This window comes from Gordonia sp. YY1, from assembly GCF_009872315.1.
Lineage (GTDB): Bacteria > Actinomycetota > Actinomycetes > Mycobacteriales > Mycobacteriaceae > Gordonia > Gordonia amicalis.
The window spans coordinates 184,562-208,434 of the sequence record NZ_WXYI01000007.1; the positions used below are offsets into that span (position 1 = coordinate 184,562).

Annotated in this window: 24 protein-coding genes; 14 read left to right on the forward strand and 10 right to left on the reverse strand. The window is 67.5% G+C overall.

What is annotated here, in order from left to right:
- Positions 1-17 precede the first annotated feature (17 nt).
- The 3 genes from BPODLACK_RS12030 to BPODLACK_RS12040 all read left to right on the forward strand — a co-directional run bounded on the left by BPODLACK_RS12030 (position 18) and on the right by BPODLACK_RS12040 (position 2,584).
- Complete coding sequence (locus tag BPODLACK_RS12030; protein WP_040004688.1) at positions 18-992, forward strand: class I SAM-dependent methyltransferase; 975 nt, start codon at positions 18-20, stop codon at positions 990-992.
- A 79-nt stretch (positions 993-1,071) separates the two neighbouring features.
- Positions 1,072-1,329 carry a hypothetical protein gene (locus BPODLACK_RS12035; protein WP_006436043.1) on the forward strand — a complete coding sequence of 86 codons (258 nt, stop codon included), beginning with the start codon at positions 1,072-1,074 and terminating at the stop codon, positions 1,327-1,329.
- A gap of 55 nt (positions 1,330-1,384) precedes the next feature.
- On the forward strand, positions 1,385-2,584 hold the full coding sequence (locus BPODLACK_RS12040; RefSeq protein WP_159405386.1) for a THUMP-like domain-containing protein: 1,200 nt from the start codon (positions 1,385-1,387) through the stop codon (positions 2,582-2,584).
- A 72-nt stretch (positions 2,585-2,656) separates the two neighbouring features.
- On the opposite strand, the gene BPODLACK_RS12045 is transcribed toward BPODLACK_RS12040, so the two are convergent.
- A complete protein-coding gene (locus tag BPODLACK_RS12045; RefSeq protein WP_159405387.1) occupies positions 2,657-3,994 on the reverse strand; it encodes an outer membrane protein assembly factor BamB family protein in 1,338 nt (445 codons plus the stop codon).
- A 90-nt stretch (positions 3,995-4,084) separates the two neighbouring features.
- Here BPODLACK_RS12045 and BPODLACK_RS12050 point away from each other — a divergent pair, with 90 nt between their 5' ends.
- On the forward strand, positions 4,085-4,852 hold the full coding sequence (locus tag BPODLACK_RS12050) for an acyltransferase (RefSeq protein ID WP_159405388.1): 768 nt from the start codon (positions 4,085-4,087) through the stop codon (positions 4,850-4,852).
- Between the two features lie 13 nt (positions 4,853-4,865).
- On the opposite strand, the gene BPODLACK_RS12055 is transcribed toward BPODLACK_RS12050, so the two are convergent.
- The 8 genes from BPODLACK_RS12055 to BPODLACK_RS12090 all read right to left on the reverse strand — a co-directional run bounded on the left by BPODLACK_RS12055 (position 4,866) and on the right by BPODLACK_RS12090 (position 12,532).
- Positions 4,866-6,398 carry a S24/S26 family peptidase gene (locus BPODLACK_RS12055; RefSeq protein ID WP_024500551.1) on the reverse strand — a complete coding sequence of 511 codons (1,533 nt, stop codon included), beginning with the start codon at positions 6,396-6,398 and terminating at the stop codon, positions 4,866-4,868.
- Positions 6,398-6,955, reverse strand: a complete 558-nt coding sequence (locus BPODLACK_RS12060; RefSeq protein WP_024500550.1) for a hypothetical protein — start codon at positions 6,953-6,955, stop codon at positions 6,398-6,400. The genes BPODLACK_RS12055 and BPODLACK_RS12060 overlap by 1 nt, the downstream gene beginning before the upstream one ends.
- Positions 6,952-7,620, reverse strand: coding sequence for a signal peptidase I (locus tag BPODLACK_RS12065; RefSeq protein WP_024500549.1), 669 nt, complete (start codon positions 7,618-7,620; stop codon positions 6,952-6,954). Before BPODLACK_RS12065 ends, BPODLACK_RS12060 begins: the two co-directional genes overlap by 4 nt.
- Positions 7,617-8,189 (reverse strand): hypothetical protein, encoded by a 573-nt coding sequence (locus BPODLACK_RS12070; RefSeq protein ID WP_024500548.1) that lies wholly within the window; start codon positions 8,187-8,189, stop codon positions 7,617-7,619. Before BPODLACK_RS12070 ends, BPODLACK_RS12065 begins: the two co-directional genes overlap by 4 nt.
- A gap of 11 nt (positions 8,190-8,200) precedes the next feature.
- Entirely contained in the window at positions 8,201-8,722 is a 522-nt protein-coding gene (locus BPODLACK_RS12075; protein ID WP_024500547.1) for an alternate-type signal peptide domain-containing protein, read from the reverse strand.
- 145 nt (positions 8,723-8,867) lie between these two features.
- A complete protein-coding gene (locus BPODLACK_RS12080; RefSeq protein WP_024500546.1) occupies positions 8,868-10,151 on the reverse strand; it encodes a glycosyltransferase family 4 protein in 1,284 nt (427 codons plus the stop codon).
- Entirely contained in the window at positions 10,151-11,710 is a 1,560-nt protein-coding gene (locus BPODLACK_RS12085) for a 1,4-alpha-glucan branching protein domain-containing protein (protein WP_024500545.1), read from the reverse strand. Before BPODLACK_RS12085 ends, BPODLACK_RS12080 begins: the two co-directional genes overlap by 1 nt.
- A 3-nt stretch (positions 11,711-11,713) precedes the next feature.
- Positions 11,714-12,532 carry a class I SAM-dependent methyltransferase gene (locus BPODLACK_RS12090; RefSeq protein WP_024500544.1) on the reverse strand — a complete coding sequence of 273 codons (819 nt, stop codon included), beginning with the start codon at positions 12,530-12,532 and terminating at the stop codon, positions 11,714-11,716.
- Positions 12,533-12,763: 231 nt separating this feature from the next.
- On the opposite strand from BPODLACK_RS12090, the gene BPODLACK_RS12095 reads away from it, so the two are divergent.
- The 10 genes from BPODLACK_RS12095 to ligA all read left to right on the forward strand — a co-directional run bounded on the left by BPODLACK_RS12095 (position 12,764) and on the right by ligA (position 23,057).
- Positions 12,764-13,549 (forward strand): electron transfer flavoprotein subunit beta/FixA family protein, encoded by a 786-nt coding sequence (locus tag BPODLACK_RS12095; RefSeq protein WP_024500543.1) that lies wholly within the window; start codon positions 12,764-12,766, stop codon positions 13,547-13,549.
- 52 nt (positions 13,550-13,601) lie between these two features.
- Positions 13,602-14,558: an electron transfer flavoprotein subunit alpha/FixB family protein gene (locus BPODLACK_RS12100; RefSeq protein WP_006438818.1), complete on the forward strand. Its 957-nt coding sequence runs from the start codon at positions 13,602-13,604 to the stop codon at positions 14,556-14,558.
- Positions 14,559-14,644: 86 nt separating this feature from the next.
- On the forward strand, positions 14,645-15,577 hold the full coding sequence (locus BPODLACK_RS12105) for a GNAT family N-acetyltransferase (protein WP_096274975.1): 933 nt from the start codon (positions 14,645-14,647) through the stop codon (positions 15,575-15,577).
- Positions 15,574-16,437 carry a lysophospholipid acyltransferase family protein gene (locus BPODLACK_RS12110; protein ID WP_024500541.1) on the forward strand — a complete coding sequence of 288 codons (864 nt, stop codon included), beginning with the start codon at positions 15,574-15,576 and terminating at the stop codon, positions 16,435-16,437. The genes BPODLACK_RS12105 and BPODLACK_RS12110 overlap by 4 nt, the downstream gene beginning before the upstream one ends.
- A gap of 62 nt (positions 16,438-16,499) precedes the next feature.
- The gene (locus tag BPODLACK_RS12115) at positions 16,500-16,979 is read left to right on the forward strand and encodes a DUF4334 domain-containing protein (protein ID WP_024500540.1); all 480 of its coding nucleotides are present in this window, start codon (positions 16,500-16,502) and stop codon (positions 16,977-16,979) included.
- 58 nt (positions 16,980-17,037) lie between these two features.
- The gene (locus BPODLACK_RS12120) at positions 17,038-18,258 is read left to right on the forward strand and encodes a cysteine desulfurase family protein (RefSeq protein ID WP_051349694.1); all 1,221 of its coding nucleotides are present in this window, start codon (positions 17,038-17,040) and stop codon (positions 18,256-18,258) included.
- Entirely contained in the window at positions 18,258-19,376 is a 1,119-nt protein-coding gene (mnmA, locus tag BPODLACK_RS12125) for a tRNA 2-thiouridine(34) synthase MnmA (protein ID WP_024500538.1), read from the forward strand. Before BPODLACK_RS12120 ends, mnmA begins: the two co-directional genes overlap by 1 nt.
- Positions 19,373-20,389 (forward strand): vitamin-B12 independent methionine synthase, encoded by a 1,017-nt coding sequence (locus BPODLACK_RS12130; protein WP_024500537.1) that lies wholly within the window; start codon positions 19,373-19,375, stop codon positions 20,387-20,389. Before mnmA ends, BPODLACK_RS12130 begins: the two co-directional genes overlap by 4 nt.
- 49 nt (positions 20,390-20,438) lie before the next feature.
- Positions 20,439-20,837, forward strand: a complete 399-nt coding sequence (locus BPODLACK_RS12135) for an MmcQ/YjbR family DNA-binding protein (protein WP_024500536.1) — start codon at positions 20,439-20,441, stop codon at positions 20,835-20,837.
- 129 nt (positions 20,838-20,966) lie between these two features.
- Positions 20,967-23,057 carry an NAD-dependent DNA ligase LigA gene (gene ligA, locus BPODLACK_RS12140; RefSeq protein ID WP_024500535.1) on the forward strand — a complete coding sequence of 697 codons (2,091 nt, stop codon included), beginning with the start codon at positions 20,967-20,969 and terminating at the stop codon, positions 23,055-23,057.
- A 299-nt stretch (positions 23,058-23,356) separates the two neighbouring features.
- Here ligA and BPODLACK_RS12145 read toward each other — a convergent pair whose 3' ends face one another.
- Positions 23,357-23,869 carry an O-acetyl-ADP-ribose deacetylase gene (locus BPODLACK_RS12145; protein WP_024500534.1) on the reverse strand — a complete coding sequence of 171 codons (513 nt, stop codon included), beginning with the start codon at positions 23,867-23,869 and terminating at the stop codon, positions 23,357-23,359.
- Between the last annotated feature and the right edge of the window lie 4 nt (positions 23,870-23,873).

The following is a 23,873-nucleotide window of genomic DNA, read 5'->3' on the forward strand; positions in this document are numbered from 1 at the left end:
GCGACAAGGAAGCGATCATGACCACCGACGCCACTCCGGGTATCGATCCGGCGCCGAATCCGCATGCCACCGAGGAGCAGGTGCAGGCCGCACTGAAGGACACCAAACTCGCCCAGGTGCTGTACCACGACTGGGAGGCCGAGACCTACGACGAGAAGTGGTCGATCAGCTTCGACGAACGCTGCATCGATTACGCGCGTGGCCGTTTCGACGCCATCGCCGCCGACGAGCCACTGCCGTACGGGCGGGCGATGGAACTCGGTTGCGGGACCGGCTTCTTCCTGCTGAACCTCATGCAGTCCGGTGTCGCCGAGAAGGGTTCGGTCACCGACCTGTCGCCTGGCATGGTCAAGGTCGCGCTGCGCAACGCCGAGAATCTGGGCCTCGACGTCGACGGCCGGGTCGCCGACGCGGAGAAGATCCCCTACGATGACAACACCTTCGACCTCGTCGTCGGACATGCTGTGCTGCACCACATCCCGGATGTCGAGCAGGCGCTGCGCGAGGTGCTCCGGGTGCTCAAGCCGGGCGGCCGTTTCGTGTTCGCCGGTGAGCCGTCGACGATCGGCGACTTCTACGCACGCTGGATGAGCCGCGCGACGTGGTTCGCCACCACCAACGTCACCAAGTTCGGTCCGCTCAAGAGCTGGCGGCGCCCGCAGGAGGAGCTGGACGAGTCCTCGCGCGCCGCGGCGCTCGAGGCCGTCGTCGACATCCACACCTTCGATCCCGACGAGCTGGCCGGCATCGCCCGTTCTGCCGGCGCGGCCAAGGTCTCCACCGCCACCGAAGAACTGGCCGCGGCGATGCTCGGCTGGCCGGTCCGCACCTTCGAGGCCGCTGTCCCGCCGGAGAAGCTCGGCTGGGGCTGGGCGCGGTTCGCCTTCGGCGGCTGGAAGCGTCTCACCTGGCTCGACGAGAACGTCCTGCGCAAGGTCGTGCCGCCGAAGTTCTTCTACAACGTGGTGGTCACCGGCACCAAGCCGGAGTAACCGGACCATGATGTAGAAAGCGTGGGGCCATCGCGCGCATTCTCGCTACCGATCGGGTCGCCGCGTGCCACCATGGGCTATGGCCACGCTCCTCACATCCGACGAGTTCGACCTCCGATTGCTCTTCGCCGAGCCGGTGGCGGAGGTGAAGAAGTTCCTCCGGGAAGTCGTCGACAAGCGGGAACCGATCGCGCTCGAGGTCGAGGGCACGGCCCACTTCCTGAATCTCGGCAACGTCAAACACTTCACGCTGGTCGACCAGGATCCCGGCGACGAGTCGCTGGGTACCGATGACGGCAAGACGGTGGTGCTGGCGATCTCCGAAGTGCGCGGGTAGCGCCGACGAACCTCGGCGCGGGAACCCGTGCGGGCGACGGTAGCCTGCAAGGATCATGGGCTATTCCTTCAGTCTCGACGACGTCGGCTTCCTGCGGTCGCGGCACGGCGAGAAGGCGCTGGAAACGGTGTCGGGTCTCGCGCTCACGTCGTCGTCGATGCTGTCCGACATCACCGAGGTCCGCAGCCGGTATGCACCGCACGACGCCGCGTTGATCGAAACCGTGCGCTGTCGTCGGCGGGCGACGACGAAACTGCGGGATCCCGCCGAGCTGCTGCTCACCGACGACGCACTGCAACAGGCGACCGCCTCGGTGGTTGCCGAACACCGCGCCGCCGAGATCGCCGGCCGTTTTCCGGCGTCGGTCGTCCACGACATGACCTGCTCGATCGGGGCCGAGCTCCGAGAACTGGTGCGCGCCAGCGGGATCTCGGGAGCTATCGGCAGCGACCTCGACCGGGTCCGGCTCGCGATGGCACGCCACAACGTACCCGACGCGACGCTCCTGGTCGCCGATGCGCTGACCCCGACCTCGAGTGCCGACGTCCTGCTCGCCGACCCGGCCCGCCGCTCCGACGCCGGCCGGATCTTCCGGCTCGACCAGCTGACCCCGCCGCTCCTCGAACTGCTCGCCACCTATGCCGGTCGCGTGCTCATCGTGAAATGTGCTCCCGGACTGGATCATCAGATGCTGCGCAACAGGTTCGGTTTCGACGGTGAGGTCCAGGTGACCTCGCTCGACGGCGGCGTCCGGGAAGCCTGCCTGTGGTCGGGGCCGGGGATCGAGACCCGACGCCGGGCAACCGTGCTGCGCACGCGACCCGACGGGTCGGTGTCGCAGTTCGAGATCACCGACCACGAGGACGACGAGGTGCCGGCCGGCGAGGCGGGGGAGTGGATCGTCGATCCGGACGGCGCCATCGTGCGCGCCGGACTCGTCAAGCATTACGCGCACCGTTTCGGTCTCTGGCAGCTCGACCCGCAGATCGCCTATCTGACCGGCGGTTCGGTGCCGGCCGGGGCACGTGGCTTCCGAGTGATCGAACAGGTCGGGGTGACCGAGAAGATCCTTCGCAAGGCTCTGGCCGTCCATGATTGCGGACCGCTCGAGATCCTTGTCCGCGGGTTGGACGTCGACCCGGACCAGCTCCGCAAGAAGCTCAAACCCAAGGGCGATCGCCCACTGTCGGTGGTGCTCACCCGGATCGGACGCAAGGGGACCGCGTTCATCTGCGAACCGGGGGTGCGCTTCTGAGCGACCACGCACAAACAGAATGCGGGCTGAGTGTCGGTTTCCGGCACTCAGCCCGCATTCTTGTTCGGACGCTTATCCCAGGTTCGCCTTGCTGTCGAAGAAGTACACCTCACCGAGATTGGTCGCGGTGGCGATCTGACCCGAGTAGGAGATCGAGACACCGGTCGCGAAGCCCGCGGAGTTCGGTAGCGGCAGAGACCGTTTGGTCGTACCGTCCGCGGTGGAGACCTCCACCAGCGACAGCGTGTCCTTGCCGGCGTCGCGGACAACGGTCCACGCGGTCTTCTGCTGGGTGAGCGCCGACAGGCTCACCGTGGCGAGATCGGTGCGCTGCCAGAGGCGTTCGGCACGGTCACCGGCGTCGCGGTAAAGGGTGAGCGGGGCGCCGAGCGAACCGGTGGGGATGATCAGGCCGTCGGGTGACACGGTCATCGTCGCGAAGCCGTGACCGCCGATGTCCTGCGTCCACTTGGTCGACCCGTCCTCGGTGTTCAGCGCGACGATCTTGCCGTCGCGCGAGAACGCATAGAGGGTCGAGCCGTCGGCGGACAGGGTCGGCGTACCGACGACTCCGCTCGGGACATCGGCCGTCCAGGCGGTCCGCACCTCGCGCTTGCCGCCCACCTTGTTGTACTTCATCGACCGGATCTGCGACGACGCGGCGCCCTCGGGAAAGAAGTTGAGGTAGAAGCGTTCTCGGCCGGTGTCGACGGCGGCGGGCGCGGGAATCGCGCACTGCGGTCCGTTGCGCACACAGTCGCCGAAGCCGAGCAGCGGCTGCTCCGGATCGGCGTCGTCGCGCAGCTTCACCTCGGGGGCGACGAGTTCGTTGCGCTGGGTGTCGATCAGCAGGATCTGGCCCTGGGTCGTGGTCACCAGCACTTCATTCGGCGCGGCGAACTTCGCCGACAGCGGGACGCCGATCACGCCGGCACGCCAGCGGATCGCGCCACCGGCGTTGAACGCCAGGAAAGTGGTCTCCTCGCCGAGGTACGGCTGGTCGTACTGGTCGACGAGCATCGCGTTGATCTCGACCCCTGCGCGCATGTCCTTGCAGAAGTTCTTGCGGCCCGACCGGCCGTCGAGCACCAGCACGTTGCAGCCCTGGGCGGCATTCGACGTGACGCCGACATTGCCCTTGCCCGAGATGGTGACGGGCGCGGTGACCGGTCCGCCGGTGGGACGCGTCCAACTCAGGGCGAGGTCGTCGGGGACGTCGGCGTAGGCGAAGTTCGCATTGCCGGCGGCGCCGCCGTAGCTGGGCCAGCCGACGCTCGGGATCGATCGGACGTCGATGTGTCCGTCGGAGCAGCCGGCGAGCACCAGCGAGCACGCGGCGGTGACGGCGACGAACAGGCGGGTCACCGCGGATCTGCGGTGTCGGGACACCTGCGGTCGTGCCAAGGCCATCGCGCTCCTCATCGTCGGTCCTCACGGGCACTGCACGTGCCAGCAGTGAGCCTATCGTGTGCGAAAAACGGGTCGTTTAGGGTTTGTCCCATGACCACCATGTGGAACGCCTCCTACCGGTCCCGGCGCCGCGCGGGCCGTCGCCGCGATCCGGAGCAGGCACGATTCCTCACTCTCGATTCGCTGCGCTGGGTGAAACGCAACCGGGCGTACACGCCGTGGTACCTGGTCCGCTACTACCGCCTCGCGAAGTTCCGCCTGGCCAACCCGCATGTCGTACTGCGGGGCATGGTCTTCCTCGGGCGCAACGTGGAAATCCACTGCACGCCCGAGCTCGCCCGGATGGAGATCGGGCGCTGGGTGCACATCGGCGACGGCAACTCGATCCGCTGCCACGAGGGCAGCCTCAAGATCGGCGACAAGACCGTCTTCGGCTGCAACAACGTCGTGAACTCCTACCTCGACCTCGAGATCGGCGGTTCGACGCTCATCGCCGACTGGTGCTACATCTGCGACTTCGACCACAAGATGGACGACATCACGCTGCCCATCAAGGACCAGGGCATCGTCAAGGGTCCGGTTCGGATCGGGCCGGACACCTGGGTCGCCGCCAAGGTGTCGGTGCTGCGGAACACCATCGTCGGCCGAGGCTGTGTCCTCGGTTCGCACGCGGTGGTCAAGGGGGTGATCCCCGACTACTCGATCGCGGTCGGGGCCCCGGCCCGCGTGGTCAAGAACCGCATGGACGACTGGGCGAAGAACGCCGAGCAGCGTGCCGAACTCGAACGCGCCCTGGCCGACATCGAACGCAAGAAGGCGGCGGCGGAGAAGGCTGCCGCGCAGAAAGCCGACAAGTAGATCTGTCGGCACGTCACGGTTCGGTCGGCTCGACTGCCGCGGGCACCGGGGACGCAATCGTTGCCGACGTGGTCTCTGCCGACCCGAGTTCGCCGGCCGGGGTCGTCGTCTCGGTCGCGTCGGGCTCGTCGACGGTCTCCGTCCATCGCGAGCCGCTCCGGTCGACGAGCGTGACCGTGCCATCGGGTTCGCTGATCTCCAGCGTCGACGTGTCGGGAAGCCAGCGGACCAGGCTGTCGGACGAGAACTGCGCCCGGTACTCGACATCGGTGGTCTCCACGTCCCGGATCGTCACCTCGGTGTCGTCGTAGTAGAAAGCGAACTCTCCGGAGCCGCTGAGGGTCCCGCCGGCCGGCAGCTCGGAGACGGTCGAGGAACTGGCCGTCGGGTCGGCGGAGTCCTCGGTGACGCTCGGGACGGGCGACTCATCGGCCGTTGTCGAGGTCGTCTCTTCGGCTACCGACGCCTCCGGTGCGGCGAGGAATGCCACCGCGCCCGCAGGTGCGGTGACGGTGCCCGGGGGTTTGCATTCGATACCGACGGGGAGCCCCAGATCAGCGCCGATCTGGTGACTGAGGCTGACTGCCGACGGGAAGTTCCCGGCCTTGACGGTCAGGGTCACGGTGGTATCACCCGCCAGGAGGGCAAGGAGTGCTCCGATCAGGGTCGACGAGAACTCATAGTGTGCTGGATCCCCTAGTCCCGAAGTCGCCGGCACGGAGATGGGATTGATCGTGGGGAGGGACGGGAACCGGAGTTCGTAGATGTACCCCGCGGTCACGTTCGCCGGTGGGTTCGGCCAGCTGAGGGTGACCGTGTCGGAGATGAGCGGCCGAACCGTGTTGGTACAGGTGAACGATGGGTTCGACGGTCGTCCGGTGGTCACCGAACCGGTGGCGGTGGCCTGACCGGTGAGCGCGCTCGCCTCGCCCGTGCCGTGGACGTTCGATACGCTCAGTGCGACAACGGTTGCGGCGGCGGTCCCGGCTACGATTCGTTGCCCGGCAGGCGAATTGCGCCATCCCCGTCGAGGTGCGAACGCGACCGCGAGCAGGAACACGACCGCGACAGCCTGCAGTGTCAGGGTGTACGGATTCTTCAGCCAGGCCGCCACATAGCCGAGAATCGGCGTGGTGCCGACGATCCGCTGTACCTCGGTGATCACGTACGTCTGCGGGTCGGGGGCGCTGTTCGCATCGCCGCGCAAGGTCAGCGAGACGGAGTTGCCGACTGGCTCGCCGGTTGCGGTGACGCGGTGGGTCACCCGGACGCCATCGTCGCGGATGACACTGACCACGTCGCCCGGATGCACCGACGTGGCGGGCACCGTGCGGCTGAGTCCCAGTGATCCGGTGGGAATCGTGGGCGCCATCGAACCGGTCTCGAAGATCACCGGGCGCACCCCGAGGATCAGCGCGAGAGCTGTTGCGGCCAGACAGATGCCGCCCAGGATCGCGCCGACGGTCAGCAAGCGGTCACCCCGACGGCGCTGCTGCTGCGCCGCGAACTCGGCGGTCGGGAAGTTCTCCGATCCGGTGCTGTCCATCACGGGCCCGTCGCATCGAAGGTGAAGGTGACGGACCCGCTCGTGCCGGCGAGAGATCCGGCTGCCGTGGACGGCAGGGTGAGCTGCATGCAGAGCGCCTCGGTGCCGGTCGTGGCGGCCAAGGGACCACGGCTCGTGGCGAAGGCGACGGCGCCGGCGGTGATCGCGAGATCGGACGCGATCTGGGTACCGCCCGAACAGGTCGATCCGCTGACGGTGCCGCCGCTGACCACGCGCAGTCTCATGGCCCGCCCCAACACGGTGGAACTGGAGACCTTGGCGTCGTAGCGGAACTGCACCGACCCGGTGTTCTGAACGTTCACCACATAGGCGGTCGTGTTCCCGGGAAGGAGGGCTCCGGGGAACGCGAAAGTGTGTGCGACCGAACCGTTGGCCTTGATCTCGAGGTTCGCGGTGGTGAATGTGCCCGACGTGGTCGCTGCAGTTGTCGACCACAGTGCCGTGGTACCGATAGCGCCGGTCGTCAGCAGGACTCCGCACGTCAGCAGCGCACGCACTCGGCGTGACGTGCCCGGTGACCACCTCGGACGATTCATGCAATCGTCTCCGGACCGGATGGTGCCGTGCCGCATTCTTCCTCGTCCTGGCGCTCGCGCCGATCGGCGATGAATTGCCATGCGCCGTAGACGAACAGCGTGCCCGCCAGTACGAATATCAGCACCGTGCGACGCTGCCCGATGAACCAGTTGTTGACCCAACCGAAGTAGGGCGCCGAGTACCAGAGCGTGCCACGCACCTGGACGGGGCGGACCGGGTCTTCGTCGGCGCCGCCGTTGGCATCACCCTGGGTGATGAATCGTGGCTCGCCGTCGTCATCCCGTGTCACCTCGATGACCCGGTGCGTGATGACTTCCGGTGAACCCGAACGGATCTGATACGTGATCACATCGCCGACACCGATCTCATCCGCCGGGCGGGGTTTCACGACGATGAGCGTGCCCGGGGGATAGTCCGGCTCCATCGAGCCGGTGAGAACCGTATAGGGCTGTGCTCCGGCGATCTTCGGGATGAGGATCGTCAGGCACATGATCGCGACGGCCCCGATGAGCAGCAGCCAGGACAGAACCTGCCAGAGGTGGTGGAGGACGCTGCGTCGCTCGGCCGGTTGCTCGGCAGAACTGTCTGTGGCTTCGAGAGATTCATCCCGGCCGAACTTGACGGTAGGACTCTCGTCGACAGCGGGTGCTGTGGGTTCGTTCATGGCCGGGTCTGCTCCGCTGCGAAACTGAAGTTGATGGTGAACGTCGCCGGTTGTGTTCCGGTCACCGAGACGAGCTCGGCGCGGACGCACCAGGAGGTGGAGGCACTCTTGGCGAGAGGCGTCCACGGCGAGGTGAAACCGGTACCGGGACTCGACGTGTCCTGCGCGGTGAACGCACCGGTCAGCGGAGTTCCGGTCCCGGGACAACTCGCCCCCGGGGCACCTGAGAGGTTCACCGTGACCGTCGCGCCGGGCGTCGACACCGACGGTCCGGCAGACGCGAGCCGGAACCGCAACGGCGTCGAGCCGGCGTTGGTGATGGTCAGGACGGCCTGCTGGGCCTGGCCCGGAATCACATTGGTGCCGTTCAGCGCAGGAAATGTGAACGACGAACCGCCGCCGGTACCCGGTGCCAAACCGATTGTCCCGGTGGTGATGTCGGTGTCAGAGACATCTGCCTGCTCGGCCCACAGCGCCCCGGTGGTCCGCACCGATCCGAAGAGCAGTACGGCCACCAGGATCGCCAGGGCGGCGTAGAGGACGCCCCGCCGCTTTCGGGCTTCGGACATCGAATCAGCCGTTAGGGCCGCACCTGATTCAGTGCGATCTTCATTCCGCTGACATTGATCGTGCCGTTGGTGAATTCGGTGTCTGGTGTCGTCGACGAGAATGCGACGGTCACGGTCACCGCGAGAACCTGACCGTTTGTGACGACCACGGGCGTATTAGGAGTACCGCCGGCCACCTGAGTCGTCGTGGTCACATAAGTCGTCGACGGGGTGGTGGAACCGGTGCCGACCCCGGTGACCGACAATTCGGCTTTCATGTTCTTGCCAGTGGCCGTCACGGTGCAGTTGGCGCTGTATTCCCAGGTATCGCCCGGCACCATCAGATCGGTGGTCGTGTCGATCGCGACCACAGGTACGTCCCCGGAAACATCGGTCCACGTGCCTGCGGGACAGTTGAGCCCGAAGTCGCCCGTGGTGATCGCATCGCCGGCCACGTCCTCTTCATCACTCCACAACGCATACGATCCCATCCCCCCGAGGAGTAGGATCGCCCCCGCACCGACCGATATTGCGCCTTTGGTTTTCCGATTCATGATCGTGCCCCTCCGAGGGAAATGTCATACCCCATCACCTTGGAGATGAGGAACGAACGTCACGCTAACGAATAAAAAAAGGGGCCGTACTTGAAACGGATGTTATTCCTGTGACTGGTGACACTTTTGTTACGGAAAGTGCAAATTAGTGCTCGACCGGTTTCCCGGGGTCGCGTTCCGGTAACGGTCGCATCGGAATATCCGGGCGCCCAACCGGATGACGCACTCGCCGTTTGGCGGCCAGATGCACCGACTCCGTGCGTTCGGCCACCTCGGCCCAGGAGAATTCGGCCGTGAGCCGGGCCCGCGCACGTAAGGCACGTTGCGCTGCCGCATCCGGATCCGACAGCGTCGCCCGCACCGCGGTGGCAAGACCTGCCACGTCAGCCGGTTCGAAAGTGAGGCCGGTATCCGGTTCCTGCACCGCTTCACCCAGACCGCCGGCGGTCGAGACGATCAGCGGGATACCGGTGGCCGCCGCCTCGAGGGCGACGATGCCGAACGGCTCGTACCGACTCGGCAACACGATCGCGTCGCACCGATGCATGTGGGTCACCAGTTCGTCGTGGTCGACGGCGCCGATGAACCGTACCGCCTTGCTCACCCGGTGCTTGCGAGCCTGTTCCATCAGCCAGTCTCGCTGTGTACCGTCACCGGCGATGGTCAGCGTGGTGCCCGGATGGCTGCGCCGGATGCGGGGGAGTGCGGCCAGCAGATCCTGCACGCCCTTCTCGTACTCGAGTCGCCCCGCGAACAGCAGTTCCGCGGGACCGGTCGTCCGCGTTCGTGGCGCGAACGGCCATGTGCGGATGTCGATCCCGTTGTGGATCACCGCGATGTCGGCTGCGTCGTAGCCGAAGAGACGATTCACCTCGTCGCGCATGGACGCCGAACATGTGATGAGAGCATCGGATTCGGCGACGAGCCACCACTCGACCGAGTGCACCTGCCGGTTCGTCCGGCCGCTGACCCAGCCGCTGTGCCGGCCGGCCTCGGTGGCATGGATCGTGGAAACCAATGGCACGTCGAAGAATTCGGCAAGAGCAATCGACGGGTGGGCCACCAGCCAGTCGTGTGCGTGCACGACTTCGGGAATCCATCGAGTCGAAGAATCCGCGAATGCCCTTTCACCGGCCAGGATCTTGAGACCGGCTCGGATGAACGAGTGCCCCATGGCGAGAGTCCAGGCCATCATGTCCTGCCCGAACTCGAACTCCGGCGGATCCTCGGCGACCGCGATCACGCGTACACCCTCGACGACGGTGTCGGTCGTCGGATGGCTCACCGCATCGGTCCCCGACGGGCGGCGGGTCAGGACCACCACATCGTGTCCGGCGGCGGCCATCTCGGTGGCGAGGTGATGCACATGCCGGCCGAGGCCACCGACCACCACGGGTGGGTACTCCCACGACACGAACAGCACTCTCATCAGATGCCCCCCTCGGCACTACACCCATCTGCGGTCATGATCGCGTGCAACCGGCGCGCGTCGAGTCCGGGAAAGAGATTGTCGGCCCGCGCCCAGTTCTGCGCGAGCGTCGCCGCCGCGTCGTCGCGACCGCGCATCGCGGCATCGCTGATCTCCCGCGTGGCGTGTGCGTGGGTGTGCGCTCGGGAGACAGCGTACTGCGCGGCGGTGTCCTTCGACACCATGAACGGCCAGTCCGAGGACAACGTCAGCAGTGCCTCCCGCACGATCTGATCGGCAACGCGGCTCCGTTCGCCTCCGTGGGCGAGGAGTTTGGCGACGGCATCGAGAGCGGTCTCGGTGACCTCCGCGTTGAGCGTGACGAGATGCTGAACCTGCGGGCCGTTCCACACCCGCCAGTCCTTGCCCGATCCCCACGACGACGCCGGGAGATCGACCGGCTCGCCGACGAGTCCGGATCGGGTTGCGCCGGCGAGGGTTCCGACCTTCACCCCGACCTCCGGAAGACGGCGTAGGACCCGTTCGAGCCACACCGGACCTTCATGCCACCAGTGTCCGAACAGTTCGGTGTCGAAGGCTGCGACGACGAGTGCGTCCCGGCCGATGCGCGCGGATTCCTCGATGAGGCGGTCGCGGACGTGTCCGACGAAATCCTCGACGTGGCGGTCGATCACGGCGTCGACGCGCGCGGGGTCGTAAGGCTTCTTCTCGTCGCCGGGTACCGAGCGTCCGGTGACGCGGAACCGCTTGAGTCCCGATTCGTGGTCGTAGGTGTGGAAGTCGCGGTAGGCGGCATGGCCGGGGTAGCCCGACTTCGGCGACCACACCCGGTAACTCACGGTCAGGTCACGCCCGTAGGCGATGACGCCGCTGTCGCCGACGGGCCGCCCGAGAGCGGTGTCGCCGTGCAGGGTCGGGCCGTCGACCATGAAATGCCCGACGCCGGCGCGGGCGTACTCGAATTCCATGCCCGGAGCGAAGGCGCACTCGGGGGCCCAGATCCCGACCGGGTCGAAACCCCAACGCGCGCGGGCGTCCGCAAGTCCCTCTCGGAGGAAGAACATCCGTAGGCGAGGATCGAGGAGCGGGGCGAAAGGATGCGCGAGCGGTCCGCCGAGGATCTCGGCGACCCCGCTCGAGGCGACGTGGCGGATCAGCGGCGAGGCCCCGTGGCGCCACTTGGTCTCGAAGGTGTCCAGCGCACGCTGGGCGGCGAGGTACTCGCGGCGGCCGGCGTCGGCGCGGTCGGTATCGCTCGACGTCGCGGCCTGGATGGCCCGCAGCTGCCAGTCGGCGAGCCACTCGTACATCGACGACGCACAGTGCGGGTCGTCGAGCTGCGCGACCAGGACCGGGGTGAGGCCGAGGGTCAACTGGTCGGTGAAGCCGTCGGCGGCCAGCCGCTCGAGCACATCGAACAACGGCAGATACGACGACGCCCACGACTGGTAGAGCCATTCCTCGCCGACCGGCCAGCGACCGTGATTGGCCAGCCAGGGGAGGTGTGAGTGCAGGACGAAGGTGAACTGTCCCGGAACCTCTGTGGTGCTGATGGTCATTCCTCAGTCCCGGATCGCCACCACGAACAGGTCGAGCGAGGCGTCGATGTCGGAGTCGCGCGCGTCGAGTACCGCGAAGTCCTCCGCGACGACGGCGGCGACGTCGTCGACCAGGTCGGCGGGCCATGGTTGGCCGGCGAGGGCCCGCTCGATCTGGGCGTCGATCAGCGATCCGCCCCACTTGTCGTCGAGTGCGGCCAGGCGGGGGCCGTGGTGCACGCCGAGCATCGCCTCGAGGGTGAACCCGCCCTCGACGATGAGTTCGGTGAGTTCGGCGGCGTTCAGCTCACGGGTGTGGAACGGGTTGAGCGGTGTGTCGCGACCGGGGGAGAAGGTGATCCGGTTGGGGGTCGAGATCAGCAGCTCGCCACCCGGACGCAGCACCCGGCGGCACTCGGCGATGAACGCGGCCTGGTCCCAGAGGTGCTCTATCACCTGGAAGTTCACCACGAGATCCACCGATGCGTCGGCCAGCGGGAGGTCGATCAGATTGCCCTGGTGCACGACGAGTCCGGGGTAACGGCGACGCGTGTGTTCGACCGCAGCGGTGTCGTAGTCGACGCAGACCACAGACGACGCCCCGGCGTCGGCCATCATCGCGGCGCCGTAACCCTCGCCCGAGCCCGCCTCGAGGATCTCGCGGCCCGTGCAGCGGTCCAGGATGTGGCGGTACGCGATCTCGTGGCGGCGAAACCAGTAGTTCTCCGCGGGGATGCCCGGAACCGTCCGTTCACCGGTCAGTGCCAGTTGCCGGTCGGTGTCGAGGGCCTCCAGACCGGTCGTCCCGGCGGTCGGCGGAGAACCGAGGTCTGCGTCAGTCATCTGCACGAGCGTAGGGCATGGGGTCGCGGCCTCCCGGTTCGTCCCGGCGCCGATGACCGAACAAGCGATCGGCCGTCGTCGCCGCTGGGCTCACCCGCAGGTCCGGTGCCGCTCCATAGTGTGAGGTAGTCGGTGTTTAGTGAGAACATAGGAAACGCTAAAGTGGGGGAGACCCATGGCCTTACCCGCCGGTAAGTTGCCGAACCCGACGCAGGAGGTCGACGTAGACCCATGACAAACATTGTCGTACTGATCAAGCAGGTTCCCGACACGTGGTCCGAGCGCAAGTTGTCCGACGACGACTACACCCTGGACCGTGAGGCAGCTGACGCCGTGCTGGACGAGATCAACGAGCGCGCCGTCGAAGAAGCGCTGAAGATCAAGGAGGCCGACGGCGGTGAGGTCACCATCCTGACTGCTGGTCCCGACCGGGCCACCGACGCCATCCGTAAGGCACTGTCGATGGGTGCGGACAAGGCGATCCACATCAAGGACGATCTGCTGCACGGTTCGGATGCGGTTCAGACCGCCTATGTACTGGCCCGCGCGCTGGGCACGGTCGAGGGTGTCGAGCTCGTCATCGCCGGTAACGAGGCCACCGACGGCCGTGTCGGCGCGATCCCGGCGATGATCGCCGAGTACCTCGAACTGCCGCACCTGACGCATCTGCGCAAGCTGACCCTGGAGGGCGAGACCCTCAAGGGCGAGCGTGAGACCGACGAGGGCATCTTCCACGTCGAGGCGCAGCTCCCGGCGATCGTCAGCGTCAACGAGAAGATCAACGAGCCCCGCTTCCCGTCCTTCAAGGGCATTATGGCCGCGAAGAAGAAGGAAGTCACCGTCGTCTCGCTGGCCGAGATCGATGTCGAGCCGACCGATGTGGGCCTGGCCAACGCCGGCAGCGTCGTGAACTCCTCGACCCCGAAGCCGCCGAAGACCGCCGGCGAGCGCGTCACCGACGAAGGCGACGGCGGCACGAAGGTCGCCGAGTACCTGGTCGGTCAGAAGATCATCTGATCTTCCCCACCAGACAATCCGGCGAACCCCAGACATTCAGGAGAAAACCAACATGGCAGAAGTACTCGTGCTCGTGGAGCAGGACGCCGAAGGCGCCCTGAAGAAGGTCACCAGCGAGCTCATCACCGCCGCCCGCGCCCTCGGTACCCCGTCGGCTGTCGTCGTCGGCAAGCCCGGCTCGGCCGATGCGATCATCGACGGCCTCAAGGAAGCCGGCGCTGAGAAGGTCTACGTCGCCGAGTCCGACGACGCGGCCACCTACCTGATCAACCCGCAGGTCGACGTGCTGTCCTCGATCGCCGAGAGTGCTGCTCCGGCAGCGATCCTGGTCGCGGCCACCGCCGACGGCAAGGAGATCGCCGGCCGTCTCGCCGTGCGTCTCGGCTCGGGTGTCCTCGCCGACGTCGTCGACGTCAAGGAAGGCGGGGTGGGCATCCACTCCATCTTCGGTGGTGCGTTCACCGTCGAGGCGCAGGCCAAGGGCGACACCCCGGTCATCTCGATCCGCCCGGGTGGTGTGGAGGCCGCTCCGCAGGCCGGTGCCGGCGAGCGTGTCGATGTCGAGGTCCCGGCTGCGGCCGAGAACGCCGTCAAGATCACCAAGGTCGAGCCGAACATCGGTGGCGATCGTCCCGAGCTCACCGAGGCCTCGATCGTGGTCTCCGGTGGTCGCGGTGTCGGTAGCGCCGAGAAGTTCTCGGTCGTCGAGGAGCTCGCCGACGCCCTCGGTGCCGCCGTGGGTGCTTCGCGTGCCGCGGTCGACTCCGGGTACTACCCGGGTCAGTTCCAGGTCGGTCAGACCGGTAAGACCGTGTCGCCGCAGCTCTACGTCGCCCTGGGTATCTCGGGTGCGATCCAGCACCGGGCCGGTATGCAGACCTCGAAGACCATCGTCGCGGTCAACAAGGACGAAGAGGCGCCGATCTTCGAGATCGCCGATTACGGCGTCGTGGGCGACCTGTTCAACGTCGCACCGCAGCTGACCGAAGAGGTCAAGAAGCGCAAGTGATCTGCTGATCACGCAGAACTCCGGTGGCCCCCGACGTTCGCGTCGGGGGCCACCGTGCGTTCGCGTTCCGTTCACCCGGAATCCCGGTGCGTCTCGTGTTCACCCGGTTCGCCCCGACACGTCACGCCGACGTGGCCGTGGCGACGCAGACGCTGGCTTTCATTCGGGGCATGAACGCTCTGCAGTCCATCGCCTCGTCCGCTGCAACCGCTTCCGCCGTCTCGACCACCTTGTTGACCGCCGGCCCGGTCCGGGTGCTCGTGTCCGAAGACCCGGCCGACATCGTTGCCGTCCAACAACTCCGCTACCGGGTCTTCGCCGACGAGCCCGGGTTCTCCGATCGCATCGGCGACGCCGTCACCGGACGCGACGCCGATCGTTTCGACGAGTTCTGTGAACACCTCGTCGTGCGGCACGACGACCACGGCGTCATCGGATGCGCACGGCTGCTGGCCCCGCCACGCGCGATCGCCGCCGGCGGCTGGTATTCGTCCACCGAGTTCGACCTCGGAGCCGTGGCCGACATCTTCGCGGAGACAGTCGAACTGGGTCGTGCCTGCGTCCACTCCGAGCATCGTGACGGGTCGGTCACCGCGCTCATGTGGGCGGCCCTGCTGCAGTACATGGATCAGGCCGGCTACCGCTATCTGATGGGTTGTGTATCGGTGCCCCTGCACAGCCCGGGGGAGTGGATGCCCGGGTCGGTCTTGCGCGCGGTCCGTGACCGGCTGCGTGAGGACTACACCGACCCCGTCCTGCATGTCTCTCCACTGACGCCCCCACGCATCGGCGGGCGGTTGCTCGAGGACATCACGCCGTCGGACACCGTCGGCATGCCGCCCCTGATGCGCGGATACCTGCGGATGGGTGCCCGTATCTGCGGCGAACCCGCCGTCGACGACGTCTTCGATGTCGCGGACTTCCTCACGGTGCTCGATCGGGAAGGTACCAACCGGCGCTACCTCGAACGCCTGCGATCGAGCGCCCAGCGCCTCGGCTCGGCCGCCCCGTCGCGATGATCCCGCTGTCGGCGGAACCGGCGCGGCACCCGTGGTTCCCGGTCAGCACCTGCGGAGACAGTTGCCTCGGTCCCCGGGGCACGAGGCGTGTCGCACTGCTCGTCGACGCGGTGGTCGTGGGTCAGCGACTGTGCCGCCTCGCCGCCGTCGTCTGCTGGATCGTCGGGATGCTCGTCGCCGACGAGGCGGTGGCGCGCCTGCGGCATCGGCCACGGCGAGCGCTTCGGGCGCGGGCCTCGGGCCCGCTGCTCGCCGCGCTCGGTATCCGGGTCGTCGTCGACGACCGGCGACGCGACCCGCGCGCGACCGGGCTCATCGTCGCCAATCACATCTCGTTCCTCGACGTCCTCGCGCTGGCCCTGGTGAGCTCGGCGCATGTGGTGGCGAAATCGGACGTCGTCGACATGCCGGTCGTCGCGGGGATCGCGCGCAGATTCGGCGTGATCGCCGTCGACCGTGGAACGCTGCGCGGACTCCCGGCGGCGGTGGGCGGGGTCTGCGCGCGCCTGGCCGCCGACTCCTCGGTGATCGTGTTCCCGGAGGGGACCACCTTCTGCGGCCGCACCGGCGGTGAGTTCCGTCCGGCGTTCTTCCAGGCCGCGATCGACGCCGCGGTGCCGGTGCTCCCGGTCCGTCTGAGGTTTCTCGGGCCGGACGGACACGCCGCGACCGACCCGAGTTTCATCGGCGACGACTCTCCCCTGGACACCCTCCGGAGAGTGCTGCGGGCCCGCGGACTGACCGTGGTCGTCCGTCTCGAGCCCGCCGAAGCGCCGGGAACCGACCGTCGCGAGTTGGCGCGTCGCTGCGAACGCGTCCTGAGTTCGGCGGAAAGTGACATCGACTGTTCTCTGATATAGGTTCCTTCGGAGCGGCCGCGCACGCGGCCGAGAAGATCGCCGTATGTCGAAGGAGTCCGACGATGACGTCCACCCTGACCCGGGAAGCGGCCCGCGCCAAGTTCTTCGAGCTGCGGGAAGCGGAAGGGCTCGTCGACGACGCGGTCCTCGACACCGTCTGGGCGGGGCTCGCGACGCTGCGTCCCGAAGAGATGCTGGGGGCGTGGAAGGGTGGCGAGTTCACCACCGGCCACGCCATCAACGGGGTGCTGGGGAAGGCCAATTGGTTCGGCAAGACCTTCACCTCGCGCAGTGATGTGCAGCCGCTGGTCTGTCGCGACGAGAACGGCAAGCTGTTCTCCAACGTCGCACTCGGCAAGGGCGAGGCGAGCCTGTGGGCGATCGAGTTCCGCGGCGAGATCACCGCGTCGATGGTTTACGACGGCCAGCCGGTCATCGATCACTTCAAGCGCGTCGACGACACCACCGTCATGGGCATCATGAACGGCAAGGGCGGCGTCATCGACGGACGCCACCTGTACTTCTATCTCGAACGCGTCTGAGGCAGGCACGCGGTCGCGGAATTTGTCGACGTCGGCCGCGCGTTTATCCTTGCTAGCGATGCCCCTGCCAACCCGAGTGCCTCCGCGCACGTCCGTCTACCTCGACCACGCCGCTTCGACGCAGATGCTGCCCGAAGCCGTCGAGGCGATGACCGCTGTCTTCAGCACGCCGGGTAACGCCTCCTCCCTGCACGGATCCGGCCGCACCGCCCGACGCCGCCTCGAGGAGGCGCGCGAGGCGATCGCCGCGGCGGTCGGTGCGCGGCCGTCGGAGGTCATCTTCACCGGGGGCGGTACCGAATCTGACAATCTCGCGGTCAAGGGGATCTACTGGGCCCGTCGCCGGGCCGATGAGCAGCGTCGCCGCATCATCGTGTCGGGGGTCGAGCACCACGCGGTCCTCGACCCCGCGCAGTGGCTCGCGGCCGACGCCGGAGCCGAGCTGGTGGTGCTGCCGGTCGACGCCGACGGCGTGGTCTCACCCGCCGATCTCCGTGCCGAACTGGAGGCACACGCCGACCAGACCGCCCTCATCTCGGTCATGTGGGCCAACAACGAGGTCGGTTCCATTCAGCCCATCGCCGAGATCGTGGCGCTCGGCGCCGAGTTCGGCGTGCCGGTGCACTCCGACGCCGTCCAGGCCGTCGGCCACCTGCCGATCGACTTCACCGCCAGCGGACTGTCCGCGCTGAGCCTCGCCGCCCACAAGTTCGGCGGACCGCAGGGCGTCGGTGCGTTGCTGCTGGGTCGTGAGGTCGCCTGCGTCCCGCTACAGCACGGTGGAGGCCACGAACGTGACGTGCGGTCGGGCACCCAGGACGTCGCCGGGGCCGCCGGCATGGCCGCTGCGCTGACCTGGTGTGTCGAGCACATGGAGGAGAACACGACCCGCGTACGCGCCCTCGCGTCGCGGCTCACCGACGTCCTGCTCGGCGTCGAGGGCACGGTGCGCAACGGGGCCGATGTGGACGCACGCCTGCCCGGAAACGTGCATGTCTCCTTCGCCGGCTGCGAAGGAGACTCCCTGCTGATGCTGCTCGACGCCAAGGGCATCGAGTGCTCCACCGGTTCCGCCTGCACCGCGGGTGTCGCGCAGGCGAGCCACGTGTTGCTCGCGATGGGACTCGACATGGCCGACGCCCGCTCGTCGCTGCGGTTCTCGCTCTCCCACACGACCACCGACGCCGACATCGACGCGGTGGCCCAGGTCATCGACGAGGTCGTGGATCGTGCTCGCGCCGCCGGCCTCGTCTCCGCACCCGGCGGAAAGGTCTCCTGATGCGCGTACTCGCAGCGATGAGTGGCGGCGTCGACTCGGCGGTCGCGGCCGCGCGTGCCGTCGACGCCGGACACGAGGTCGTCGGCGTCCACCTCGCTCTCTCGACCGCACCGGGAGCACTGCGTACCGGCTCCCGCGGCTGCTGCTCCCGGGAGGACGCCTCGGATGCGCGCCGTGCCGCGGACGTGCTCGGAATCCCGTTCTACGTCTGGGATTTCGCCGACCGGTTCAAGGACGACGTCATCGACGAGTTCGTCGAGGCCTACGCCGCCGGACGCACCCCCAACCCGTGCCTGACGTGCAACGAGAAGATCAAGTTCGCCGCGCTCGCCGACAAGGCGATCGCCCTCGGCTTCGACGCGCTGGCCACCGGTCACTACGCCCAGCTCGTCGACGGTGAGCTGCGCCGGGCCGTCGACGACGACAAGGACCAGTCCTACGTGCTCGCCGTCCTCACCCGCGAGCAGCTCTCCCGTGCGCTGTTCCCGGTCGGGGACACCCCGAAGGCCGAGATCCGGGCGGAGGCCGCGCGCCGCGGTCTCGCGGTCGCCGACAAGCCCGACTCGCATGACATCTGCTTCATCCCCAGCGGTGACACCCGCGCCTTCCTCGGCGCCAAGATCGGGATCCGTCCGGGCGCGGTCGTCGACGCCTCGTCCGGTGAGCGCCTCGCCGACCACGAGGGTGTCCACGGTTTCACCATCGGACAGCGCAAGGGGCTCGGCATCGACGCCCCCGCCGCGGACGGCAAGCCCCGCTACGTCACCGAGATCGACCCGGACTCGGGCACCGTCACGGTCGGCACCGCGGAGGATCTGCAGGTCTGGGGCATCACCGCCACCCGCGCGGTGTGGACGTCGGGCATCACCCCCGACGAGCCGTTCGAGGCCGTGGTCCAGGTCCGCGCCCACGGCGGGCTCGCGCCGGTGACCGCGACGCCGACCACCGTCGACGGCGAACCCGCGATCGACATCGTCCTGCACGAACCGCTGACCGGCGTCGCACGCGGCCAGGCCGCCGTGCTGTACCTGCCCGACGCGGAGCGCGGCGATCAGGTCGTCGGATGCGGACGCATCGCGTCGACCACGTCGCGACCGACCGCTGTCGCGGCTCGGTGACCACACCCGATCTGCCCACCGGTATCGGCACCGGCGTGGGCTCGATGCCCGGCACCGATCCGCGCGCGGCCGCTGCCGTCGTCAACGGTGAACTCGACCTCGCGCACCTCGTCGAACTCCCCGGTCGCGGAGCGGGCTCGGACCTGATCGGCCGGATGGCCGCGATCCTCGTCGACCTCCCGATGGACACCGCGACCTGGGGATACCGGTTGGCGCAACGGGAGTCGCAACTGACCCGGCGAGCGCGTGACTACCTCAAAGAGGATCTCGACGTCGCCGAGGAGCTGTGGGAGACAGCGGGATTCGTCGGTACCGGCCGAGCCTACAAGGTCCAGGTCGCCGGTCCGTTCACGACGTCGGCGTCGGTCGAACTGCCCAACGGTCATCGTGTGCTGAAGGATCCGGGCGCGGTCCGCGACATCGTCGCGTCCACCGCCGAAGGAATCCGCGAACACGTCGGCGAGGTCACCCGGCGCCTGGGCGCACAGGTCGTGGTCCAGATCGACGAACCGATGATCGGCCGGGTCATCGACGGAACCGTCACACCCCTCACCCGATTCGACCCGATCCGGGCGATCCCGGCGGTCGAGGTGGCGCGGGCCCTCACCGAGCTGATCGATCACGTCGACGCCCCGGTGGTGCTCCACGACTGCAGCCGTCCCCGTTGGGATCTCCTCGAACACCTTCGGGGCGTGGCGTATTCGATAGACGTCACCGCACCCGGCGACGCCGACCTCGACGGCATCGGGATGCTCATCGATCGCGGGGATGTACTGGTTGCCGGTCGGGTGCCGTCCACCGCGCCGAAACAGCCGGTCAACGCCGAGACCGTGGCGACCGGCCTCGCCGCACTCACCGACCGAATCGGCCTCAACCGGAAAGTGTTGTCGGAGAGCGTCATCGTCACACCGACCTGCGGTATGGCCGGAGCGTCGGAGAGCTGGGCGCGCAAGGCTCTCGCGGTGGTTGCCGAAGCGGGTCAGCTGCTCGCCGGCGACCCGACCGCCCTCTGACGACCCGGAACGACTGCGGAACCCGGGCGGCCGGAACTATCCTGCGGGCATGCCGCATCCGATCATGTTCGACGACGCCGACCCGATCCTGGGTCGCGTCCGCGAGATCGCGCTCGCGCTTCCCGACGCCACCGAGGTCGTGGCGCACGGTCGCCCGACGTTCCGGTGCGGCAAGATGTTCGCCAACTACGGCGGCGGTCTGAAGGGTGGCAAGATCCGCTACGACCACTCGGTCCTGTTCATCCCCGACGAGTCGGAGAAGCCCGCGCTCGAAGAGGATCCGCGGTTCTACGTGCCGGCCTACTACGGCCCCTACGGGTGGCTGGCCCTGATCCTCGACGGTGACGGGGACCCCGACTGGGACGAGGTCGCCGAACTCCTCGACGCCAGCTACCGTCAGGTCGCGCCGAAACGGTCGCTGGCGAAGCTCGACTCGACCGCTCCGTGATCCGAGAGCAGCGGCTTCGCCACTTCTCCCCGAGGTGTTGACGTCGCGCGCGACGTCATTCCGTAGGGGCGGTGCAGTTGCCCGGTGAGCTCCGGGCTCGTTGTCCGGGTACTCCGATACCCTCGGTGCGTGGCAGAAACAACGGAGTCGGGGCGGCCGGCGACCGAACAGTCGGGACCCGAGGGAGACCTGCGGGAGCAGTGGACGGAGCTCGCCGAGGAGATCCGCGAGCATCAGTTCCGGTACTACGTGAAGGATGCGCCGGTCATCTCCGACGGCGAGTTCGATGCTCTCCTACGACGCCTGCAGGACCTCGAGGACAGTCACCCCGAGCTCGCGACGCCCGACTCGCCGACAAAACTGGTCGGCGGCGGTTTCTCCACCGCGTTCTCCCCGGTCGACCATCTCGAGCGGATGATGTCGCTGGACAACGTCTTCGACTACGACGAGATGACCTCCTGGGTCCAGAGGGTCAACTCCGACGCCGGTGCCGAGGTCGAGTTCCTCTGCGAACTCAAGATCGACGGTGTCGCCCTGGCGCTCGTATACCGCAACGGAGTCCTCGAACGCGGTGTCACCCGTGGCGACGGTCGCACCGGTGAGGACGTCTCGCTCAACGCGCGCACCATCGACGACATCCCGCACCGACTGACGGCCGCCGACGGCTATCCGATCCCGGACGTCCTCGAGGTGCGCGGCGAGGTCTTCTTCCGTGTCGAGGATTTCGAGGCGCTCAACGCGTCCCTGGTGGCCGATGGCAAGCCGCCGTTCGCCAATCCACGCAACTCGGCGGCTGGGTCGCTGCGGCAGAAGAACCCGCAGGTCACCGCTCGTCGAAAACTGCGGATGATCTGTCACGGCATCGGCCACACCGAGGGGTGGCGGCCGGAGTCGTTGCATGATGCCTATCTCGCGCTCGGCGCGTGGGGACTTCCGGTGTCCACCCACACCACCAAGGCCTCGACCGCCGCCGAGATCCTCGACAAGATCTCCTACTGGGGCGAACACCGCCACGACGTCGACCACGAGATCGACGGCATCGTGGTCAAGGTCGACGACTTCGGCGTCCAACGCCGCCTCGGTTCCACCTCGCGCGCACCGCGGTGGGCGATCGCCTACAAGTACCCGCCGGAAGAGGCCACGACCAAGCTGCGCGACATCCAGGTCGGCGTCGGGCGCACCGGTCGCGTCACACCGTTCGCGGTGCTCGAACCGGTCCTCGTCGCGGGTTCGACGGTCTCTCGCGCGACCCTCCACAACGGCTCGGAGGTCAAGCGCAAGGGTGTGCTCATCGGCGACACCGTGACCATCCGCAAGGCCGGCGATGTGATCCCCGAGGTGCTCGGGCCGGTGGTCGACCTGCGCGACGGTTCCGAGCTCGAGTTCGAGATGCCCGAGCGCTGTCCGGAATGCGGTACGCCGTTGCGTCCGGAGAAGGAATCCGACGTCGACGTCCGGTGCCCGAATCAGGAGAGTTGCCCGGCTCAATTGCGGGAGCGGCTCTTTCATCTCGCCGGTCGTGGTTCGTTCGACATCGAGGCGCTCGGTTACGAGGCAGCCACCGCGCTGCTGTCGGCAAAGGTGATCCGCAACGAGGGTGATCTGTTCTCCATCTCCGCCGACGACCTCGCCCGCACGGAGTTGTTCACCACCAAGGCGGGCGCGTTGTCGGCGAACGGGAAACGCTTGCTGGCCAACCTCGACAAGGCCAAGGACGTGGCGTTGTGGCGCGTGCTGGTGGGTCTGTCGATCCGCCACGTCGGGCCCACCGCGGCGCGCGCGCTGGCCACCGAGTTCGGCTCACTGGAGGCCATCGAGGCCGCCGACGTCGAACAGCTCGCCGACGTCGAGGGCCTCGGCATGACTCTCGCGCAGTCGATCCACGACTGGTTCACCATCGACTGGCATCGGGAGATCGTGGAGAAGTGGCGCGCCGCAGGCGTTTCCATGGAGGACGAGCGTGACGACTCGATCGCGCGGACCCTCGAGGGCAAGACCATCGTCGTGACCGGATCGCTGGTGGACTTCTCCCGCGACGGCGCCAAGGAGGCGATCCTGCAGCGTGGCGGCAAGGCATCGGGATCGGTGTCGAAGAAGACCGACTACGTGGTCGTGGGTGACTCGCCGGGGAGCAAGGCCGACAAGGCCGAGCAACTCGGTGTGCCGGTCCTCGACGAGGACGCGTTCAAGCGTCTCCTGGAGACCGGCAGTCCCGAGTGACCCCCTCGCGGCCGGATCGAAAGAACGCGGCACGACCCTTCGCTGCCTGAGGTGTGAGGAGCGCAAGCGACGAGCCTCGAAGGCCTGATGAGATCGCGTCGTCGACCCTTCGAGACGCGTCCTCCGCAAGCTCCGGTCGCTCCTCAGGGAGCAGGGATTCCGCTTCGTCAGTCCGCTCCGGACGCTCCTCAGGGAGCAGGGATTCCGCTTCGTCAGTCCGCTCCGGTCGCTCCTCAGGGAGCAGGGATTCCGCTTCGTAAGTCCGCTCCTCAGGAGCGAATTCTTTTCGTTGAGCAGCGCTAACCGTTGAGCGCGGCGTCGAAGGCGCGGTACGCCCGCGGATCGAACAACACGAACCGGATCTCGGTCATCGCGGTGTCCACGGACCGGACGGTGTCGATGGCCCGGCGTGCGCCATCGGCCATGGGCCAACCGTAGACGCCGGTCGAGATGGCCGGGAAGGCGATCGTCGTCGCACCCAATTCGTCTGCCACGCGGAGGGATTCGCGATAGCAGGCGACCAGGAATTCGGATCGGTCCTCATCGTGGGAGTGCACCGGTCCGACCGTGTGGATGACCCAGCGTGCATCCAGATCGCCGGCGGTGGTGGCAACTGCTTCGCCGACGGGGAGTCCGCGCTTGTAGCGTCCGGCCCGGAGTTCCTTGCACTCGGCGAGAATCGCGGGACCTCCACGCCGATGGATGGCGCCGTCGACCCCGCCACCGCCGAGGAGTGTCGAATTGGCGGCATTGACGATCGCGTCGACCGACTGAAGGGTGATGTCTCCTTGCGTGAGTGTGATGGAGGTCATGCCT

Excerpts from the sequence above, each read along its gene's own strand:
- BPODLACK_RS12030 (WP_040004688.1), top strand. The coding sequence starts at position 18 with ATGACCACCGACGCCACTCCGGGTATCGATCCGGCGCCGAATCCGCAT.
- BPODLACK_RS12035 (WP_006436043.1), top strand. The coding sequence starts at position 1,072 with ATGGCCACGCTCCTCACATCCGACGAGTTCGACCTCCGATTGCTCTTC.
- BPODLACK_RS12040 (WP_159405386.1), top strand. The coding sequence starts at position 1,385 with ATGGGCTATTCCTTCAGTCTCGACGACGTCGGCTTCCTGCGGTCGCGG.
- BPODLACK_RS12045 (WP_159405387.1), bottom strand. The coding sequence starts at position 3,994 with ATGGCCTTGGCACGACCGCAGGTGTCCCGACACCGCAGATCCGCGGTG.
- BPODLACK_RS12050 (WP_159405388.1), top strand. The coding sequence starts at position 4,085 with ATGACCACCATGTGGAACGCCTCCTACCGGTCCCGGCGCCGCGCGGGC.
- BPODLACK_RS12055 (WP_024500551.1), bottom strand. The coding sequence starts at position 6,398 with ATGGACAGCACCGGATCGGAGAACTTCCCGACCGCCGAGTTCGCGGCG.
- BPODLACK_RS12060 (WP_024500550.1), bottom strand. The coding sequence starts at position 6,955 with ATGAATCGTCCGAGGTGGTCACCGGGCACGTCACGCCGAGTGCGTGCG.
- BPODLACK_RS12065 (WP_024500549.1), bottom strand. The coding sequence starts at position 7,620 with ATGAACGAACCCACAGCACCCGCTGTCGACGAGAGTCCTACCGTCAAG.
- BPODLACK_RS12070 (WP_024500548.1), bottom strand. The coding sequence starts at position 8,189 with ATGTCCGAAGCCCGAAAGCGGCGGGGCGTCCTCTACGCCGCCCTGGCG.
- BPODLACK_RS12075 (WP_024500547.1), bottom strand. The coding sequence starts at position 8,722 with ATGAATCGGAAAACCAAAGGCGCAATATCGGTCGGTGCGGGGGCGATC.
- BPODLACK_RS12080 (WP_024500546.1), bottom strand. The coding sequence starts at position 10,151 with ATGAGAGTGCTGTTCGTGTCGTGGGAGTACCCACCCGTGGTGGTCGGT.
- BPODLACK_RS12085 (WP_024500545.1), bottom strand. The coding sequence starts at position 11,710 with ATGACCATCAGCACCACAGAGGTTCCGGGACAGTTCACCTTCGTCCTG.
- BPODLACK_RS12090 (WP_024500544.1), bottom strand. The coding sequence starts at position 12,532 with ATGACTGACGCAGACCTCGGTTCTCCGCCGACCGCCGGGACGACCGGT.
- BPODLACK_RS12095 (WP_024500543.1), top strand. The coding sequence starts at position 12,764 with ATGACAAACATTGTCGTACTGATCAAGCAGGTTCCCGACACGTGGTCC.
- BPODLACK_RS12100 (WP_006438818.1), top strand. The coding sequence starts at position 13,602 with ATGGCAGAAGTACTCGTGCTCGTGGAGCAGGACGCCGAAGGCGCCCTG.
- BPODLACK_RS12110 (WP_024500541.1), top strand. The coding sequence starts at position 15,574 with ATGATCCCGCTGTCGGCGGAACCGGCGCGGCACCCGTGGTTCCCGGTC.
- BPODLACK_RS12115 (WP_024500540.1), top strand. The coding sequence starts at position 16,500 with ATGACGTCCACCCTGACCCGGGAAGCGGCCCGCGCCAAGTTCTTCGAG.
- BPODLACK_RS12120 (WP_051349694.1), top strand. The coding sequence starts at position 17,038 with ATGCCCCTGCCAACCCGAGTGCCTCCGCGCACGTCCGTCTACCTCGAC.
- mnmA (WP_024500538.1), top strand. The coding sequence starts at position 18,258 with ATGCGCGTACTCGCAGCGATGAGTGGCGGCGTCGACTCGGCGGTCGCG.
- BPODLACK_RS12135 (WP_024500536.1), top strand. The coding sequence starts at position 20,439 with ATGCCGCATCCGATCATGTTCGACGACGCCGACCCGATCCTGGGTCGC.
- BPODLACK_RS12145 (WP_024500534.1), bottom strand. The coding sequence starts at position 23,869 with ATGACCTCCATCACACTCACGCAAGGAGACATCACCCTTCAGTCGGTC.